This window comes from Mesorhizobium sp. M0676 (genome assembly GCF_040320535.1).
In the GTDB taxonomy this organism is placed as follows: Bacteria; Pseudomonadota; Alphaproteobacteria; order Rhizobiales; family Rhizobiaceae; genus Mesorhizobium.
This window is the reverse complement of record NZ_JAMYPU010000002.1, coordinates 299810-317202: the sequence shown is the minus strand read 5'-3', so window position 1 is coordinate 317202 and position 17393 is coordinate 299810. Positions and strand designations below refer to the sequence as shown.

At 65.6% G+C, this 17393-nt stretch carries 13 protein-coding genes; 1 reads left to right on the top strand and 12 read right to left on the bottom strand.

What is annotated here, in order from left to right; genetic code table 11:
• The 10 genes from tssK to tssA form a co-directional block, all read right to left on the bottom strand.
• Complete coding sequence (tssK, locus tag NKI35_RS03540) at positions 1-1335, bottom strand: type VI secretion system baseplate subunit TssK (protein WP_023709959.1); 1335 nt, start codon at positions 1333-1335, stop codon at positions 1-3.
• A gap of 157 nt (positions 1336-1492) precedes the next feature.
• Complete coding sequence (gene tssJ / locus NKI35_RS03535) at positions 1493-1945, bottom strand: type VI secretion system lipoprotein TssJ (protein ID WP_023815186.1); 453 nt, start codon at positions 1943-1945, stop codon at positions 1493-1495.
• Positions 1946-1948: 3 nt separating this feature from the next.
• Complete coding sequence (tagH, locus tag NKI35_RS03530; RefSeq protein WP_352738578.1) at positions 1949-3421, bottom strand: type VI secretion system-associated FHA domain protein TagH; 1473 nt, start codon at positions 3419-3421, stop codon at positions 1949-1951.
• Positions 3418-4461 (bottom strand): type VI secretion system baseplate subunit TssG, encoded by a 1044-nt coding sequence (gene tssG / locus NKI35_RS03525; RefSeq protein ID WP_023673712.1) that lies wholly within the window; start codon positions 4459-4461, stop codon positions 3418-3420. Before tssG ends, tagH begins: the two co-directional genes overlap by 4 nt.
• Entirely contained in the window at positions 4425-6299 is a 1875-nt protein-coding gene (gene tssF / locus NKI35_RS03520) for a type VI secretion system baseplate subunit TssF (protein WP_352738576.1), read from the bottom strand. Before tssF ends, tssG begins: the two co-directional genes overlap by 37 nt.
• 3 nt (positions 6300-6302) lie before the next feature.
• A complete protein-coding gene (gene tssE, locus NKI35_RS03515; protein WP_023673715.1) occupies positions 6303-7058 on the bottom strand; it encodes a type VI secretion system baseplate subunit TssE in 756 nt (251 codons plus the stop codon).
• Positions 7045-7494, bottom strand: a complete 450-nt coding sequence (locus NKI35_RS03510) for an Hcp family type VI secretion system effector (RefSeq protein WP_023673716.1) — start codon at positions 7492-7494, stop codon at positions 7045-7047. The genes tssE and NKI35_RS03510 overlap by 14 nt, the downstream gene beginning before the upstream one ends.
• 52 nt (positions 7495-7546) lie before the next feature.
• The gene (gene tssC / locus NKI35_RS03505) at positions 7547-9052 is read right to left on the bottom strand and encodes a type VI secretion system contractile sheath large subunit (RefSeq protein ID WP_352738574.1); all 1506 of its coding nucleotides are present in this window, start codon (positions 9050-9052) and stop codon (positions 7547-7549) included.
• Positions 9053-9055: 3 nt separating this feature from the next.
• A complete protein-coding gene (gene tssB / locus NKI35_RS03500; protein ID WP_023673718.1) occupies positions 9056-9592 on the bottom strand; it encodes a type VI secretion system contractile sheath small subunit in 537 nt (178 codons plus the stop codon).
• A gap of 6 nt (positions 9593-9598) precedes the next feature.
• The gene (gene tssA, locus NKI35_RS03495) at positions 9599-10777 is read right to left on the bottom strand and encodes a type VI secretion system protein TssA (protein ID WP_352738571.1); all 1179 of its coding nucleotides are present in this window, start codon (positions 10775-10777) and stop codon (positions 9599-9601) included.
• Positions 10778-11100: 323 nt separating this feature from the next.
• Between tssA and tssH the strand changes: the two genes are divergently transcribed.
• On the top strand, positions 11101-13899 hold the full coding sequence (gene tssH, locus NKI35_RS03490; RefSeq protein WP_352738569.1) for a type VI secretion system ATPase TssH: 2799 nt from the start codon (positions 11101-11103) through the stop codon (positions 13897-13899).
• Here the strand turns inward: tssH and NKI35_RS03485 are convergent, their stop codons facing one another.
• Both NKI35_RS03485 and NKI35_RS03480 read right to left on the bottom strand, forming a co-directional pair.
• Positions 13900-15135, bottom strand: coding sequence for a VWA domain-containing protein (locus NKI35_RS03485; RefSeq protein WP_023687036.1), 1236 nt, complete (start codon positions 15133-15135; stop codon positions 13900-13902).
• Positions 15136-15137: 2 nt separating this feature from the next.
• The gene (locus NKI35_RS03480; protein ID WP_352738566.1) at positions 15138-17390 is read right to left on the bottom strand and encodes a DUF5682 family protein; all 2253 of its coding nucleotides are present in this window, start codon (positions 17388-17390) and stop codon (positions 15138-15140) included.
• Between the last annotated feature and the right edge of the window lie 3 nt (positions 17391-17393).

The following is a 17393-nucleotide window of genomic DNA, read 5'->3' as shown; positions in this document are numbered from 1 at the left end:
TCACCTGTTGACCGAGTAGCAGTCGACCTGCGGTTCGCTGGGCAGCACGCCCGAAACGCCGATCACAAACCCGGGCGCTTCGAGCAGCGAGGCCCAGTGCTCGCTTTTCTGGTCCAGTTCGAGGCACAGCCGGTCGCCGTCATAGGGAATTTCGCGCGGCTGCGAATGCAGGGGCTTCAGCGGAATGCCGGGCAGGCGTGATTTCCACAGCCCTTCGAATTCGCTGGCCGAGCCGACGGTCGCCTGGTTGACGAAAATCTTGCGCAAGGCATCCTCCGAGAGTTCGGAGCCGATCCGCACCACGATGCGGCTCGCCACCAGAAGTTTCGGGTTGTCGATGCGGATCTTCCACACATTGGTCGCATGGCGCATGACCGGCAGGGCGCGGGATTTCGGCTCGATGTAGCGCAGGCTGAGGATCAGCGAACGCAGCGCGTCGGCCAGCGCCGAATAGGCCGGGCCTGGCGCCATGTGGTCGTAGACAGGCAGTTCGCCGAGCCGCCTTGCACTCGAGCCATAGGTCGCCATCGAGCCGGCGAGACCGGCCAGCTCCATATAGACCTCGGCCGGATGGAACACGTCCTGCGCCAGCATGTGCGCCAGCCGCGGCCGCGCGGCGTTGACCAAATTGAGGATCAGAAGATCCTCGACGCTGCGGCCGGGGCCGCCCAGCACCATCTTGCCATGCGCCTCGGCGATCTGGTCGAGGCCGGTGACCACTTCCTGCAGCAGGCGGCTGTACCAGGACGCCGCGCCGATGACCAAGGTCGGCGGCAGGAAGGTGTCGTCCAGGGCCACGCCGCCATCGGCGCGCACGCCCTTGAGTTCGGCCACCGGCAGCGCGGTGTAGCCGCCGACGGCCGTGCCCGGCGCCAGCAACAGCGCCTGCGGCCGTGCGATCTCGATTTCCTCGGGATCGGAGCCGCCATGCACGGCGTCGCGCACCGACACGATCCGGCCGCGATAGCGCGCGCCGGACGGCTCGGCGTGAGCAGGGTCGAAGCCGACGCCGCCTGGCGGCTCGAGCGGCAGCGCTATCAGCACCGGTCCAGCGCCCATCTCCGGCGTCACCGCCAGCGGCCGCGGCGCATCCATCGTCTCGGGGATCGCGAACGGCGTCCCGTCTGGAAAGATGCCGCGTGCCGAGAGCACCGAAATCTGGCCGGCATCGAGCTGTGCCTGATCGAGCGTCAGCGTTCGAAAGCCGAACGTATGCAGATGCCCGGCCTGCAAGGCGCCGCGCACCGTCGCTTCGAAGAAGCGGTCCTGTTGCTGGAAATGCTGGGTGCGAAGGAAAAGCCCCTCCGACCACAGCACCCTGTTTGCATCGCTCATGCCGGCACTCTCTGCTTCCTGCTCATCATGTTGCGCGGCTTGCGGACTTTTGCCGCCAATGCATGTGCGCTCAAATGTGGTCACGGTTTTGAGAGAACGATGCATAAAAACAAAGACCTAAAGCGCGTCGCCTGGATCCGTTCAAACGCGACGCGCTCTAGGCGGAAATCCCGCTGCTGCCGAGCTTCACATTGACGGTGAACTTCGATCCCGACGAAACCGATTTGGTGGTACGCCAGTTGCGTCCGGTGGGTTCCCTGATCAGCGCGACGAAGCCGAGCGCGGCCACTTCCGGTTCGACCGTGATGGTCTTCGATGCGGTCTTGCCGGGTCCGACCGAAATCGTGTCGGAGCCGATGAGATCGCCGCCAAGTGCCGCGCCGGCGCCGCCCTGCAGGGCGAAGTAGTCGGCCGAATTGAAAGCGCCGGTGCTCTTCAGGCGCAGGATCATTACAGTCACCGGTCTGTCGCCGCCGCCCGGTCCGGGGTTCATGCCGGCGCCGCCGGCGAGGTTTACGGTGATGACGGATGGTTTCGGCGGGCCGCTCTGGCAAGCCGTCAGCAGTCCCGTCGCTCCGATGGCAAAAATAAATTCGCGTCTGTCGATCATGTCTCAGTCCTCCTCATATGCATCACGAAAATCAGCGCCGATCTCGCCCAGAAAACGCGTCTCGGCGCTGTGAGCGATTTCACGGTGGCGTTTCTGGTACAATTCCCAGAGCTTGGCGCCGCGCCCGCCGGTCAGCAGATTGCCGATCGCCGAACTTGACTTCAGTTCCTGCTCGATCGCCGCCGGATCGAAGCGGTCGATCATGCGCTTGAGCGCGCCTTGCACGCCGCGCCAGGCGCGAACGTGATGCTGCGCCAGATCGCGCACCGCGTCCTTGATCGCCGCTTCGGCGTCGAGGAAACCGGGGCTGCGCTCGGCCAGCATGGTCACCAGAGCATCGTCGACCGAAGGCAGGAATTTGAGCGGGTTGACCTCGGACGCGCCAACCACGGTCTGGGCAACGCGGGCGTTGCCCTTCTCTTCGGCGCGCTTGCGCAAAAGCTGCATCAGCCCTTCCATCATCAGCCGGTACTCGCGGCCGAATTTCTCCATGTCGGCAACCGGATCGCGGCCGGGAAAGCCGGGCTCGTCCACACCCATGCCGCGCAGGAAAGCAGCGCGAAGGTCCGCGTCCGATTGTCCGGCCGACGGCCGCGCTGCAGCTTGCCGTACAGGAGGGCGGGGCGGTGGTTGCGGGGTTGGCTTTGGCGATGGCTCGGCCGCGCGAGCCGGCAGCTCCCAAGGTGCGGCGGAGGGAGCAGGCGAGGCCGCATCGATCGCACCGCCATCCGTCACGCCGGCGTCGAGGCTAGTGGACCCGGCAGGGCCGAAACCAAACCCGTCATCGTAGGCCGGCAGCTTCTCAGGATTGGATCTGCTCGGCTCTCTCGACAGCGGCGCGGAGTCGAGGCCGAAGGGATCGTCGAACGATGGCTTGGCGCCGTTTCTGTCAGTGGGCTCGGCCACCGGCGTTGCCACAGGGTCGAGGCTGAACGGATCGTCGAACGCCTGCGAGCTGCGTTCATCGGACCGCGCACGCGCGAATGCGCCGGGCACCGGCTTTTCGAATGGATCGGGCAGGTTGGCAGGGCGTGGCCGTCCCGGCTCTTCTTCCGTGGTGGACGAAAAGAAATCGTCGCCGCCGAGGCTGACCGGCGCCCGCGACGCCGCCGGCTTACTGGCAGGCGCTGAAGGCCTGGAGGCCGGCGCCTCGGTCTTCGCCGTCTGCAAATCGACCCACACCACATAGTCGCCCAGTCGCAGTCGCATGCCGCTTTGCAGGCGCGCGGTATTTCCCGCGCCGAGCGGGCTGGCGGCATCGTCGATGAACAACCCGCTGCTGGAGGTATCGGTGACGAAATAGCCGCCCTGCTTGCTGGTGATCTTGCAGTGGGCGCGCGAGACGAACATGTCGGGATCGTTGATCTGCCAGTCGGCGTCGGCGCTGCGGCCGATTACCAGCTCGCCCTCGTCCAGCCGCGCCTGCCGCGTGACTTGCGCGCGTGGTCCCTGTTCGAGAGTCAGAAGCAGGCTCATGCCGCCACCTCTTCCCGCCAGCCGACGATGGTCCGCAACCGCATGTCGTCGGCGTCCCCCTTTTCGACCGGTCGCGCCAGCCAGGTGGTGCGGGCAAGCTGGACGGTGCCGAGCTTCGCCGGCGGCACTGCCTTTGCCGCAAGCACGATCCTGAGATCGACATCGATGGTCTCGCCGATCAGGTCGCGCACCGCCTGCTTCAACAGCTTCAGCCGCTCACCGCCCGGCAGGAAGGCCTTGTAATCGATATAGCTGAGCGCGCCGATGCGCAGCTCGATGCGGCTCTGCCGGCTGAAGCTGCGCGGGCCGATGGTGGCGCTGCGGCCGAGCGTGGCATAGCTGCCGGCAAGCCGCGTCTGCAGCGCCTTGGGGATGGTCATCCAGGCCGCGACGAACTCCTTCAGCACCACCGGCACTTTGAAGGCTTCGGCCAGGAACAGCGTCAGTCGCTCGGGGCCGTCGACTTGGGCAGCGAGCGAGGCGGCCTGGCGAAGTTTTACTGTATCGAGTTCGGCATCCTGCGTGCCCGGCAGCCCGATGCCGGCCATCGCTTCCAGCATGGAACGGACGCGGCCGCCGACACCGCGTTCGACCTGCACGGCCGGATGCGCATCCGCCCAGGCCCGATAGTAGAGCGCGATCATCCTGTGCTGCAGGATATTGACAAAATCGACGAAGGTCGTGTCGCTCGTCTGCCGCGCCTCGGCGCCGGCATACCAGCGTTGCGACAGGCGATCGAGCACCCAGCGCGTCAGATGCAGTGGCATCGGCCCTTCGGGTCCGAGCAGGCCGAGATTGTTGACCGTGACGCGTGCCGGCGACTTGTCCGTCGGCTCGCGGAAATCCACCACGTCCTGCACTGCGAAGGACAGCCGCACATTCTGGCCGAGCCTTGCCGGCTCGCGGTCCGGCCGGCCGGAATGGCCGAACAGGCCGCCTTGCCGTTCGAGCCGGCGCAGCAGTTCGAAAAAGTCGAAACTCTCGGACAGGGTTGCGGCTCGCTCTAGATCAGGTAGCGATTGCCGGGCGTCATCGGCCATGGCACATCCTCCTGTTTCTGGAGCAACCGCGTGCGAGTGCGCACGAACCCGTTAATGCCGGCATGGCGGGCAAACAGCCGCGACAGCAGGCCCGACAGCAGCAGAGTGCTCTGTCCCGCCAGCACCGACTGGTCGACATGCAGCGTCACTTCCGTGCCGCGGCCGAAGCACATCGGCCCTTCGATCGCCAGCCTTTCGATCACCGCGCGCGAGTCGATGCGCACGATCGAGCGCACATTGCGGGCGAGCCCGGGGTCGCCGCGCTCGGCATAGAGATCGAGCAGCGCGTGCAGCGGATCGACGCCGCGGCCTTCCTTGGCCAGGCTGAGGAAGTTGAGCGCCAGCTGTGACACCAGCCGCCAGGCCAGGTCGTCGGCGCGCGACTCGCCGTCGGCGCCGGTCGGCAGCGCTGCCGGGATCGCCGGCTGCGGCGAACGCAATGCGCCGAGCAGCCGGACCGTCTCCACAGGGTCGCCGGCTTCCAGCGTCAGGGTCGGCGTGTCGTCGAGGATGGCCAGGTCGCGATTGGTGCAAAGCGCCATGATATCGACGCGCTTGAGCGGCCTGTTGGCCTGGCTGTGGACCGGGCGCGAGATCGCCAGGAAGACGTCGTCGCCGGCATAGGAGGTGCGGGTCACCCCCTGGCGCCGCTCGTCCTCGGTTGGCCGGCGCGGCCGCCGCTCGGTCGAATAGACCCAGCCGCTGCCGCGGTTTTGCCCGAGGCTGAACAGCTCCGGTATCTCGGCATCGGGCCCCTCGGCATCGGCGTCCTCGACGCGGATGACCCGGTAGATTTCAAAATCGCGCGCCCGCGTACGGTCGGCATGCAGCACCTGGCGCGTCTTGCGCTGGTCGAGCTCGACGATGTTGCACTCGCGCTCGAAGAGATTGATGATCGGGGTGGCGAAGAGATCGAAATCCGCCGGCGTCAGCTCGGCGAGCTCGGGCACGGGACGCCTGAACAAAAAGACGATTTCGAGCCCGGCCTGGCATTTACGCACGACCGGCAGCAAGCCGGCGACGCGCCCATAATGGAAGCGCTCGGGCATCATGAAATATTCGCGCAGCAGGCGGTAGCCTTCGAAGGTCGGCCGCGTGCGCGGCATCAGCGCCTCGGCATCGGCAATGCCGACCATCTCCGGCGGCGGTAGCGGCGACAATGGATTGGTCTTGCCTTCCGGTCGAGCGCCGACACCGGAGCAGACTCCGAAGATGGCGTCGAAGATCAGCGGCGCCTTGGTGCGGTTGGCGAAATAGAAGTCGAGCCGGTCGAGCGCCAGTTCGTCGAGCTTGCCCTTTCCGGTCCGGGCAAGCGTGATGCGAAGTGCCGCTTCGCCACCCTTGCCGCTGATCGGGCCGATGCCGGCGGCGGCAAGCGCGCTGCGGTCCTGGAAATAGCCGACCGAACTGATCGCGATCGGAAACAGCGTCATGTCCTGCGCGGTGGTGAAGGTGCAGCGTGTCGACAGGCCGGCCTGCAGGCTGGAGACCAGCCGCGTGCCGCGCTTGACGACGTGGCCGGCAAGCATTGTCTGCACCTGCTGGCCGGGCTTCAGCACCACCATGGCGGTTGCCGGCACCGGCGTGACGAGATCGGGATAAAGCACGTCGAGGATGCTGCGCGAAAACCGCGAGCGCTCGGCATCCACCTTCAGGCGCGTGCGCGCGGCGAGGAAGGCGACGCCGTCGAGCAGCCGCTCGACATAGGGGTCGGGACACGGCACCGTATCCAGCGACAAATTGCGGGCAACCGCCGGATGCATGTCGGCGAACTCCGCCGCCAGCCCGCGTATGTGGGACAGTTCCTCCTCGTAATATTCTACGAAGACCCGGTCCATCTCTCAGGCTTCCCTGAACTCGGTGCGCGCCAGTCCGTTGTCGAGATTGATCGTCGTGCGCAGGCGCATGCGCTCGGGCGTCGGCGTCATGATCAGCACGGCGTCGATCTCGATCTTCAGGCCGGTCTTGTCGCCGAGGTTGACCGTGACTTTCGTCGCGCTCTCCTTCAGCCGCGGCTCGAATGCGGCGAGCACGGCGCGGATCTCGCGTGCCAGAACATCGCGATCGAAGTCGCGCGACGACCGGCCGGAGAAGGACGGCACGCCATAATTGACAACGCTGCGGCGCACCTCCGGAAAGTCGGCCAGCGATGTCGGACTGTCGGTCATCTGCTCGGCCTCGAGATCGGATAGCAGCGGCGCGGATTCGAAACGCTCGGTGTTGAACAGCGCCTCGATGTCGCGCCGCACGGCCTCGCGCAGCACATCGGGCGACACCACGATGCCTCGGCTTTCAAGCTCGCCACGGTGCCGGTTCTGAAACGCCAGCCGGTGCAGCCGGCGCTTCTGATCGGGGTTCAATGCGTCATCGGCGTCGATGCGCCTCGGTCCGTCTGCCAGCAGCTCGTCCAGGCGCTCTGCGCCAAGCTCCTCCTGCAGAGCCTGCCTGAGCCCGTCTATCTCCGAGCTCAGGCCCGGCAGGTCGTTGACGAGGCGGTCCCACAGCGAAGGCTGTACCGCCTCGCGCTTGGCCCGTGAACCGCCCGCCTGTACCTTGTCGGCGGCAGGGCGCTTTGCTCGCCCCTCACTTGCCGACATAGACATCCATTTCGGCTTCGTCATTGTCGTCATAGACGAACTTGATCTTCTTGTAGGCGAAGGAGACTTCCTCCTGGATCAGGTCGGCTTCATCATCGGCCTGCGACATGTCGTATTCCATGATCGAGGCGTCGGTCAGGGTAACGACCAGATAGTCCTTGCTCTCGCCGTCGATGGTCCGCCGAGCGGAGAATTTGACCTCGTCCAGCGCCTTGTTTTCGAACAGGGCCTTGGCCAGATAGGGTGAGGCCTTGTCGTAGTGCTTGGTGAACTTGATCATGCCCATCGACACGCGGCCTCGGCGCGAGAGGGAATTGGGGTCGTAGGGCGCGACCATCTTGTAATCGACGCCATGGATTTCGATCTCGTCGTCATGGCCGTCGCGCGTGCTGGGCCCCTTGATATCCGGAACTTTCAGAAAACCGTCGATCTTCATTGTGGGCATTTTCGTTCTCCACCGCTTTCAAACAAAGGTTTGGTTGCTGCAATCAGGTCTTCACGGACGGCAATTCCGACACCAGCCTGAGCGAGGCATTGATGCCCTCCAGCTGGTAGTGCGGGCGCAGATAGAAGCGGGCGTTGTAGTAGCCCGGCCGGCCCTCCACGCTGTCGACCTGCACCTCGGCGGCGGCAAGCGGACGCTTGGCGCGCGCCTTGTCGTCGGCGAAGGCCGGGTTGGCCAGCACGTACCGGTTGATCCATTCGGTCAACCAGATCTGCATGTCGGTGCGTTCCTTGAACGATCCGACCTTGTCGCGCGCAATCGCCTTGAGGTAGTGCGCAAAGCGCGAGACCGGGAACAGATAGGGCAGGTTGGCGGAGAGCCGCTCGTTGGACTGGGCGTCGGGGTCGACCAGGCGTCCCGCCCGCGTCTCGTCATCCTGCAGCGAGTGGGCGCCGATGAAGGCCGCGAGATCGGTGTTCTTGCGGTGCAGGATCGGCATCAGCCCGAGCTTGGCCAGTTCCGCCTCGCGCCGGTCGTCGATGGCGACTTCCGTCGGGCATTTCATCGCGATCGAGCCGTCATCGGTCGGGAACGAGTGCACCGGCAGGTTAAGCACCGTGCCGCCATTCTCGACGCCGCGGATCTGGGTGCCCCAGCCATAGAGCTTGTGGCTGCGGTTGATGTTGACGCCCATCGGGAAGGCAGCGTTCATCCAGACATATTTGTTGTGGTCGCCCTGCACTTCCTCCTCGAAGGAGAAGCCCTTGACCGGCACGGTCTCGGAGCCGTACGGCAGCCGCGCCAGCACGCGCGGCATGGTCAGCCCGATATAGCGCGCATCCTCGCTCTCGCGCAGCGATTGCCACGAGGCGTAGGCAGGATTGGAGACGATCTGCTGCAGGTCCTGCGGGTTGGGCAGTTCTTGCCAGCTGTCCATGCGGAACAGCCGTGGCGAGGCGGCGGCGATGAACGGCGTGTGCGCCGAAGCGCAGATGCCGGAGATGTTGCGCAACAGGCCGACGTCGCGTGGGTGGTTGGAGAACTCGTAGGCACCGATGACGCAGCCGATCGGTTCGCCGCCGAGCATCGAATACTCGTCGGTGTAGACCTTCTTGAAGATCGGGCTCTGGTCCCACATCTGGCCTTCATAGTCTTCGAGCGTATCGGCCAGCTGCTCCTTGGAAATGTTCATCACCCGGATCTTCAGCTTCTGATCCGTCTCGGTGTTGTTGATGAGGTACCAGAGGCCGCGCCAGGTGCCTTCCATCTGCCGCACTTCCGGCGCGTGCAGGATTTCGTTGACCTGGGTCGTCAGCATCTTGTCGATACCGGCGATCAACGACTTGATCGACTTGATCGAGTTGGACGAAATCGTCGTCGTCTCGGAGCGCGACTGAGCCGCCAGAGCCAGGTTGCGCACCAGCTGCTGCAGCTTCTCGCTGTCGTCCTTCTTGACCTTGAAGTCCTTCTCCAAGAGCTGGCTGAATTCGCCGAGATCGACGGCCTCGGCCTCGGCGACGGATACTGCGGTCTTTTGCTGTTCGGCCATGATCTATTCCTCACCCTTGTCGTCGGACAGCGCCTGGGCGGCGATCTGGCCAAGCAGCGGCTGGTTGTTCAGCAATTGGGCGATGCGCTTTTCGGCATCGACGCGGCCGTCCATGAAGCCGAGCAGCTCCTCGAGCTGGCGCCGCATCTTGAGGATTTCGGCCAGTTGCGGGACCTGTTCGGCGATCTTGTCGGGGGCGAAATCGCCCATCTTGGTGAAGGTCAGGTCGAGCGCCAGTTCTTCGTCGCGCTCCTGTCCCTCGGCCTGCGGCAGCGTGTTCTTCACCCGCGCCTTGACCCTGGGTCCCAGCGCTTCCATGAATTTGGGGAAACGGTTGGCATCGGTCTCGACAAAGGAACGGTCGAGCACCGTCTTGGACGCTTCCCTGGTCTGCGATGCGCCCGACAGGTCGGCCATCACGCCCATGACGAACGGCAGTTCGATCGTCGTCGGGCTGCCGTAGGTTTCGACATCGTAGGCGATCTGCACGCGCGGGGCGCGATTTCGCTCGATGACCTTCGCTTTGCTTTCGGCTGGCATGTGTTGCTACCTTTCATCCTTCTGGGCAGTCTTCTTGGCGTCGGGAACGCCGGCGAGCAGCCGGAATTCCTTGAGCCCCGACGGGGCGAGGTCTTCCATCAGTTCAACGAAATCCATGTGCACCATCCTGCGCACCCGGCGGGCGAGATGCGGGATCGGGCTCGACGGCTCGGTGCGGTCGTAGAACGCGACCACAAGGTCGAGGCACTTCACCACATCGTCGCGCGAGGAAATCCTGTCCGGGAGCCCCGCACCGGTCTCCGCGTAGCTTGCCATCGTCTCGGCTCCATGACCGTTTCTGACCGGCGCGGCCGGGCTTGCCGGGGCAGCAGCCGGGCTGGCCGCCCCCTTCGTCGCTGCCTCTTCCGTGGTCTCGACCGCCGTATTGCGTTCCAGCGTCGTCAGCACGCGCTGCAAAAATCGTTTCAGGTCCGGGACGGCGGCCCCGTTGCTGTCAAGGCGGGCATTCAGCGCCGCATCGACCGCGTCGAGCGCCTCGATCGCTGCGTGCGCCCCGGCGATGAGCGCCGTCATCTGTTCACCGGCCTGGTCCTGATGGGCGGCACAACCGCTGCCCACCCGGTTCAGGAGCTGTCCGTGCGCGCTGACCAGTGCTGCCTTCTCCGTGGCATTCAATCCCGACGCCGCTTCCTGAAGCATGACGCGATCGTCGAGCGCACCCTGTTCGAGATCGCGTCCGCTGATCGGCCCGATGGGACGCGGCGCGAAGAAGACCATCTGCCTAAGGTTCGCCAGCAGGCCTTCCTGGCCGTTCTGCAGGTCGGCCAGCGCGTTGAGGCGGCGCAAGGCGGCGTCGCGCGGCTGGCCGCCGGGACGCAGCGCCGGGTGCATCGTCTCCCAATGCGTCTGGAAGGTCCTTGCAATCAGGGTCAGGCCCTGTGCCAGTCCGGCCAATCCCTCTTCATTGGCCAACGCCCGGGCGACAATGACAAGCAAGCGCAGGTCGCGGCCATGCGAACGCAACTCCTCGGCCTTGCCGAGCACGGCAGGCCAGTCGACCGGAATGGTCGATTGCGCGGCTGGCTTGTTGCGCCCGTCATGGACGACCTTGACCTGCGGCTCCGTGAGCCGCTCCAGCTCATGAAAAGCCGGATCGTTGCGCAAGTCTTCGCCTGACGGATTTTCACCGTCCAGCGGAGCAAGCCAGAGTGCGAGATCGATCACAGATACCCCCGGCGACCGGCTCTAAAACCGTACGTGACCCAACGTTAGCACACGGTTGCATATTCCCACAATTCGCCATCCGCTCAAAAGTTAACGAGCGCTAATGAATGTCGGTGCAACTGCGTCTCGGATGGCGCAATTCATGGCGCGCCTGCCCGACCTCGTATGTGAAGCGCATCGCATAGGATTATAAAAAATCGTGGTTGTCTGCATTTGGCGGCGCGGGACTCTCCACAAAGAGAAAGGCCGGCTGCATCAAGCGCTTTGTCAAGCGGCTGCTTATGTGGCAGGCTGTCGACGGGCAGATTGCAGGAGCACGTTCGATGGAACAGCGCCGGTCGTCGCAGGGGTTCAAACGCAAGGAACTGGTTGGCAAGCTCAATCCGGTCTGCCTGCGCGCCTTCAAGGCCGCCGCCGACAGCGCCAAGCTGCGCGGCAATCCTTACGTCGAACTCGTCCATTTCATAGAACAACTGGTGCTGTCCGAGCGTTCGGATGTGCAGATGATCATTGCCGATGCCGGCGTCGATGCCAGCCGGCTTACCAGCGAAATGACCCGCGCCGTCGACAAGCTGCCCTACGGCGCCACCTCGATCGAGGAATTTTCCGACCACATCTTCCACGCCATCCAGGAAGCCTGGAATCTGGCGACGCTGGAATTCGGCATGGAGGAGGTCCGCAGCGCCCATATCGTGCTCGCCTGCCTGAAGACGCCGGTGCTGGAAGGCCTGGTGGCGAAGATCAGCGGCGAATTCGACAAGATCGACGCCGACGGGGTCATCGCCCGCTTTGCCGAGGTGGTGGACGGTTCGCTCGAAGCCGGCGCCACGGCAGCAGTGGCTCCCACCGCGGAGGCGCCGCGGCGAGCTCCGGGCGGGGATTCCGCGCTGGCCAAATACGCCACAGACCTCACCCAGCGCGCCCATGACGGCAAGATCGACCCGGTCGTCGGCCGAGACCCGGAGATCCGGCAGATCATCGATATCCTGATGCGGCGCCGGCAGAACAACCCGATCCTGACCGGCGAGGCCGGTGTCGGCAAGACCGCGGTGGTCGAGGGGTTTGCCCTGCGCATCGCCCAGGGCGACGTGCCGCCGCCCCTGCAAGGCATCAGCGTGCGCATGCTCGACGTCGGCCTGATGCAGGCCGGCGCCAGCGTCAAGGGCGAGTTCGAGAAGCGCCTGAAGGCGGTGATCGACGAAGTTCAGTCATCCGAAACGCCGGTCATCCTGTTCATCGACGAGGCGCACACGCTGATCGGCGCCGGCGGTGCAGCGGGAACCGGCGATGCCGCCAATCTGCTGAAGCCGGCGCTGGCACGTGGCGAACTGCGCACCATCGCCGCAACCACCTGGGCCGAATACAAGCAGCACATCGAAAAGGACCCGGCGCTGACCCGCCGTTTCCAGGTGGTCAAGATCGACGAGCCGTCGGAAGCGGTGGCCGTGCTCATGCTGCGCGGTGTAGCCGGCGTGCTCGAACAGCATCACGAGGTGCAGATCCTGGACGAGGCGATCGAGGCGGCGGTCGGCCTGTCGCATCGCTACATCCCGGCGCGGCAATTGCCCGACAAGGCGGTCAGCCTGCTCGACACGGCTTGCGCCAGGGTCGCGATCTCGCAGCATGCGACGCCGGCCGAGGTCGAGGACATTTTGCGGCGCCGCCAGGCGCTCGAGGTCGAAAGCGGCATCATCGGCCGCGAGGCAGCGATCGGCATCGAAGTAACTGACCGGCAGGCGCGGGTCGAGGCCGGGCTCACTGAGACCGGGACCATGCTCGCCGCCGCCGAGGAGCGCTGGGAGCGCGAAAAGGCGCTGGTTGCCGAGATCCTCGAACTGCGCGCGCGGCTGCGCGGCGACGGCGTCCCGCTAGATGCGGTGGCGGCAGCTGAGGCCGATGCCGAACCAGCAGCGCCGGAAAAGACCAAGGTCCCCAAGGCTGAACCGCCCAAGGCCGAAACGTCCGAGCCTGAAAAGCCGAAGGCCAAAGCGTCCGAGACCGAAGCGCCGGCTGCCGAAGCTGCGCCGTCAGATCCTGTCGCCGATCTGGCGCGGCTGCGTGAACTCATGGCCGAGCTTGCCACGGCGCAAGGCGAGACGCCGCTGATCCTGCCGTCGGTCGACCGCAATGCGGTAGCTGCCGTGGTCCAGGACTGGACCGGCATCCCGACGGGACGGATGCTGTCCAGCCAGACCGAAAAGGCGCTCAAGCTCGCCGACACTTTGTCCGAACGAGTCGTCGGCCAGGATCACGCCATGGAGATGATCGCCAAGCGCGTGCAGACCAGCCGCGCCGGGCTCGGAGCGCCGGAAAAGCCCGTCGGCGTGTTCCTGCTCTGCGGCCCCTCCGGCGTCGGCAAGACCGAGACGGCCCTGGCCTTGGCCGAGACGCTCTATGGCGGCGAACAGAACCTGATCTCGATCAACATGTCCGAGTTCCAGGAAGCCCACACCGTCTCGACGCTCAAGGGCGCGCCTCCCGGCTATGTCGGCTACGGCAAAGGCGGCATTCTCACCGAGGCCGTGCGCAGAAAACCCTATTCGGTGATCCTGCTCGACGAGGTCGAGAAGGCGCATCCCGACGTCCACGAAATCTTTTTCCAGGTCTTCGACAAGGGCATGATGGATGACAGCGAGGGAAGACGCATCGACTTCAAGAACACGCTGATCCTGCTGACATCGAATGTCGGCTCCGAAGTCATCATGGAGCGGACGCAAAACGGCACGGTGAGGGCGGGGCTCGACGGCCTCGATGCAGCCTTGCGCGCTCCACTGCTGAAAGTCTTTCCGGCAGCGTTCCTCGGCCGCGTCGTGACCATCCCTTACTATCCGCTCTCGGATTCGATGATCGAGGCCATCACGCGCCATCAGTTCGGCAAGATCGCGCGGCGGCTGCGCGCCAGCCACGACGCCGAACTGGTGATCGGCGACGGCGTCATGGCGCTGGTCAAGGCGCGCTGCACCGAAATCGAGTCCGGTGGCCGCATGATCGACGCCATCCTAACCAACACGCTGTTGCCGGAACTCAGCCGCGGCGTGCTGAACCGGTCGCTCGACGGCGAGAAGATGACCAAGGTGACCGTCAGCGCTTCCACTGACGGGTTTGCCTATTCGTTCGAATAGTCAGGCCTGACTGCTCGGCTCCGTCTCGGCGCGGATCAGCTTGATGTCGGCGCCGGCTGCCCAGGCGCCGATATCCTCGCGCCGCAACGCCGCCGCCATCATGTCGGGAAACAGGTCCGGCGTGCAGGCGAAGACCGGTATGCCAAGTGCCGCGACCGAAGCCGACATCGCCGGATCATAGCCCGGCCGGCCCTGATCGGTCAGCGCCAGCAGCACGATGACATTGACGCCGGACCGGACCAGCGCCGCAAGCCGCCGCAGCAAGTCCTGGCCGTTGCCGCCCTCATAGAGGTCGGTGATCAGCACGAAGTGGGATTTGGTCGGCCGCTCGATGCGGTCGGCGCAATAGGCGACCGCCTGGTTGATGTCGGTGCCGCCGCCGAGCTGCACGCCAAACAGCACCTCGACCGGGTCGCTGAGCTCTTCGGTCAGGTCGACGATGGCCGTGTCGAAACAGACCAGCTTGGTGCGCACGACCGGCAGCGACGCCATCACCGCGGCGAAAATCGAGGCGTAGATCACCGAACTCGCCATCGAGCCGGACTGGTCGACGCACAGCACCACTTCGTCGAGATCGACTAGCCGGCGTTGCTTGCGCATGAAGCCGACCAGTTTTTCCGGCACGACGGTTTTGTGCTCAGGCTGGTAGTGGCGAAGATTGGCCGAGATGGTGCGCGGCCAGTCGATGTCGCGTTGGCGCGGCCGGTTGGTGCGTCGCGACTTGTCGAGCGCGCCACGGATCGCCTCGGCGGTCTTCTGCTCCAGCCGCTGCATCAGCTTGGCGACGATGTCGGCGATGATGGTGCGGGCAATGTCCTTGGTCTTGGCCGGCATCACCGAACGCAGCGAGATCAGGTCGGCGACGAGGTTGACGTCGGCCTCGATCGCCTTGAGGAATTCCGGCTCCATCAGCATCTGCTTCAGGTTCAGCCGCTCAAAGGCATCCTTCTGGACGATCTGGACCACCTGGGCGGGAAAGAAGGAGCGGATATCGCCCATCCATTGCGCCACGCGTGGCGCCGAGCGGCCGAGCCCGCCGCGCCGCTTGCGCGGGTCGGCATCGGCATTGGCGCCGTCGCCGTAAAGCGCATCGAGCGCCGAAGACAGTTTTTTGTCATCACTGGAAAGGGCGGAGGAAGCCTCGTCATCGGCGCCGATCGCCAGCCGCCAGCGGCGCTCGCGCCCGCTATCGGAGGATGCTGGGCCGGGTTCGGGCACTTCGGCTTCGTCATCCATTGTCACACTCCGCCCGCCAGCAATGGCCCAACTCGCTCCAGGTGCCTGCGCCAGCCCTCGCCGCCATCAGGCGCCGGCGTCAGGCCGGCCGGCAACCTTGCGGTGCGGCCGAGCACGGCCTCGATCAACCGCCGCCGCTCCATCGAGTCCAGATTGGAGAAGACACGGCGCAGCAACGGCAGATGCGCGATGAAGGCGTCTTCGTCGAGGGATTTCAGCCACGCATCGACGGCGCCGCGCAGACCCTCGTCATAGATCAGCCTCTGGCCGGCAGTGCTGAAAAAACCTTCGAAGAACCCTGCTGCCTGGGCGACCGGCGTCCCCGGCGACAGCCTGCGTCCGAGCAGCCCGGCGGCGTCCTCGGCCGAGAGTTGGCCGGCTTCATAGAGCAGATGCGCGGCGCAGCCGGCGAGCAGCGCCGTCGAGCGCGGACCTTGCAGCACGCCGGTTAGGCCGTTGCGCCATGCATCGAGCACGTCTTCGCCGGGCTCGACCAGCCGGATCGCCGCGTCGGCCTTGCGCACAGCACCGACCAGCGTGGTGGCGGCCTGCTCGTCCAGGTCGCGCACCGCATAGGGCAGCGCGATCGCGCCTTCGACGATCAACCGTTCCAACAAACCGGACAGCCGGTTGGTTTCGGTCTTGCGCGCCTCGCCGTAACGGATGATGTCGGCAAGCGGCGGCACCGAGGCCAGCATCTCCAGGCATTCGCTGCTGTGCGCTGCGCGCGCCTCCAACGCTACAAGGCCGGCGCTCGCGGCCTCCGACAGATCCGCCGTAATGGCGCTCTGGACAAGGGCGGCAAGCGTGTCGAGGCTCGCGGCCGCACCGAGCATCTGGATCAGGCGGCCATTGGCGGCCTTTTCGATAGTCGGGCCGTAGATCAGGTTCTCGACCAGGCGCACGGCATATTCCGGCTCCCAGGCCAGCGTCCATTTTTCGCGAAAGGTGCCGCGGCTGCGGCCGGCGTCGGCCAGCCTGCCCCATTGCACGCCAAGCACGTTCAGCCGGTGCAGCAATGTCGAACGAAACAGTCCGCTTTCGCTGCGCAGATCGACCGACAGCTCGCGTTCCAGCGCCTCCGGCTTCAGCCGCGCCGCCTTCTGGTTGCGCTGCAGGTCCTCGATCAGCGGCGCCAGCGGCGTGTCGGGCGGAATCTCGCCGACATCCGCGCCCAAAAGCAGCTCGGCCTCGACCAGCGCCCACAGCACCGCTTCGCCGTTGAACAGCGCCGCGATCGCGGCATCGCGCAATTCCTCGAAGCCGGGCTTCGGCCGCTCGCGAATGGCAGCCAGTGTGCGCGCAAGCCGCTCGGCCTCGATCAGCGACGCGGTCGACACCAGATGGCCCTTCGCCCGCAGCACCGCCGCGATCGTCGCCAGCCACAGCGTCGCGGCGTCGCGCCGCCCTCGTGTGCGCCACAGATGCTTGCACCAGCCGGGCGCGACGACGCCAGCGCCATAACCATAGCCCAGCGCAAGACGCGGCCCGGTCCATGGCGCCCATGTCATGATGCCTTTGCGCCGGGCAATTCCCTTGATCAGCGCCTGGTCGTTCTTCTGCGTGTGCGCGGCCTGCAGGGCCGGCACATGCCATGCGCCGCAGACGACGGCGATCGGTCCGGCGAATTCCTTGCGCGCGGCGGCGATTTCCAATCGCATATGCGCTTCACGCTTGGCCTCGAACGGCGCGATCGCACCTTCGCCGTCGCGCAGCGTCGTCATCGCATCGGTGATGGCAGCGAAGATTGGACCCGGCTGCGGATTCTGCTCGATAATGTCGGCCCACCAGCTTTCGCCATCTTCATAGCCGGCGGCCGCAGCCAGCGTGCCGATCGGGTCGCGATGCGATGCGGGCCCGCCATCCTCACCGGTTTCGTCCTTGGGTTCGGGCTTGTCGGCGTCAGCCGTTTTGTCGGTGTCGTCGGTTGCCGGTGCCGCGAACCGTGCCGATGACGGCAGGTCGATGAACCGCAATGCCGCCTTGTTCTCCACCGCCCACACCGCCGCCTGGTATTCCGGCGAGAACTCGGCGAACGGCCAGAAACTTGTCGCGGCCGGATCGTCCTCGGGGTAGCAGAGCAGCGCCACCGGCGGCTGCATCTGCGGGCGCGCCAGCAATGGCAGCAGGGCGGACGCGTCGCTCGGCCCTTCGATCAGCACCGCGACCGGCTGCAAGTCCCGCAGCGCCTGCACCAGGCTGTCGGCGGAGCCCGGCCCGTGATGGCGGATGCCGAAATAGGCGACGTCGCTCATGAC

Bases quoted from the DNA above. Each gene is read 5' to 3' on its own strand.
- tssK (WP_023709959.1), bottom strand. From the start codon at position 1,335: ATGAGCGATGCAAACAGGGTGCTGTGGTCGGAGGGGCTTTTCCTTCGC.
- tssJ (WP_023815186.1), bottom strand. From the start codon at position 1,945: ATGATCGACAGACGCGAATTTATTTTTGCCATCGGAGCGACGGGACTG.
- tagH (WP_352738578.1), bottom strand. From the start codon at position 3,421: ATGAGCCTGCTTCTGACTCTCGAACAGGGACCACGCGCGCAAGTCACG.
- tssG (WP_023673712.1), bottom strand. From the start codon at position 4,461: ATGGCCGATGACGCCCGGCAATCGCTACCTGATCTAGAGCGAGCCGCA.
- tssF (WP_352738576.1), bottom strand. From the start codon at position 6,299: ATGGACCGGGTCTTCGTAGAATATTACGAGGAGGAACTGTCCCACATA.
- tssE (WP_023673715.1), bottom strand. From the start codon at position 7,058: ATGTCGGCAAGTGAGGGGCGAGCAAAGCGCCCTGCCGCCGACAAGGTA.
- NKI35_RS03510 (WP_023673716.1), bottom strand. From the start codon at position 7,494: ATGAAGATCGACGGTTTTCTGAAAGTTCCGGATATCAAGGGGCCCAGC.
- tssC (WP_352738574.1), bottom strand. From the start codon at position 9,052: ATGGCCGAACAGCAAAAGACCGCAGTATCCGTCGCCGAGGCCGAGGCC.
- tssB (WP_023673718.1), bottom strand. From the start codon at position 9,592: ATGCCAGCCGAAAGCAAAGCGAAGGTCATCGAGCGAAATCGCGCCCCG.
- tssH (WP_352738569.1), top strand. From the start codon at position 11,101: ATGGAACAGCGCCGGTCGTCGCAGGGGTTCAAACGCAAGGAACTGGTT.
- NKI35_RS03485 (WP_023687036.1), bottom strand. From the start codon at position 15,135: ATGGATGACGAAGCCGAAGTGCCCGAACCCGGCCCAGCATCCTCCGAT.
- NKI35_RS03480 (WP_352738566.1), bottom strand. From the start codon at position 17,390: ATGAGCGACGTCGCCTATTTCGGCATCCGCCATCACGGGCCGGGCTCC.